Source organism: Pseudomonas sp. 51_B (assembly GCF_017491595.1).
Classification (GTDB): Bacteria; Pseudomonadota; Gammaproteobacteria; order Pseudomonadales; family Pseudomonadaceae; genus Aquipseudomonas; species Aquipseudomonas promysalinigenes.
On the sequence record NZ_JAFGYW010000119.1, the window covers coordinates 1 to 570 of the forward strand.

Sequence of the window (570 nt, forward strand, 5' to 3'; positions counted from 1 at the left end):
CTCAGACTGAATACAATTTTCAGTGAAGACCTGATGCAGCTTTCATCCAACCAGGTTGCCGTCAACTTCATCAATACCCTGATCAACGGATCCCTTGCCGGTCAACTGGCACCCTGGACCGTGCCGTCAATCAGCCAGATCGCAGAAATCGACGCCAGCGCGATTGGCGAGGCGCTGTTCAAGGAGGTTTGCGGGGAGGACGATACCGCCGTGAAACGCAATGCCGGCTGGTCTGGAACAGTCGGATTCAGCCTGCTGGGCGGTAAACCTCCCTATGAAACCTGGAGACTGATTTCTGCTGGCGACCCGAATGCGGAAGATGACGGCCCACCCACTCAGGCAAAACCCAACCGGCGCGACGACTATAAAAACAGTCTCTTCGCCATCGACGCCTACAGCGTCGGCCTGCGAGCGGCGATCAGCAATTTCGGCGTCAATCCACTGCAAAGTCTGCTTTCAGTGGTTCCGGAGCAAATCAACATCGCGCTGGCGAGTGGCAGTGTGAAGCCGCTAATTCAGCATGTAGTCAAAGGCACGCCTGTTGCCGCCGTGGTCGAGCTGATATTGCGC

General features: G+C 56.5%; 1 pseudogene. It reads left to right on the forward strand.

Going from position 1 to position 570, the window contains the following annotated elements:
• Nucleotides 1-570 (forward strand): annotated as a pseudogene (locus J5M56_RS23940) (calcium-binding protein); the annotation flags it as partial.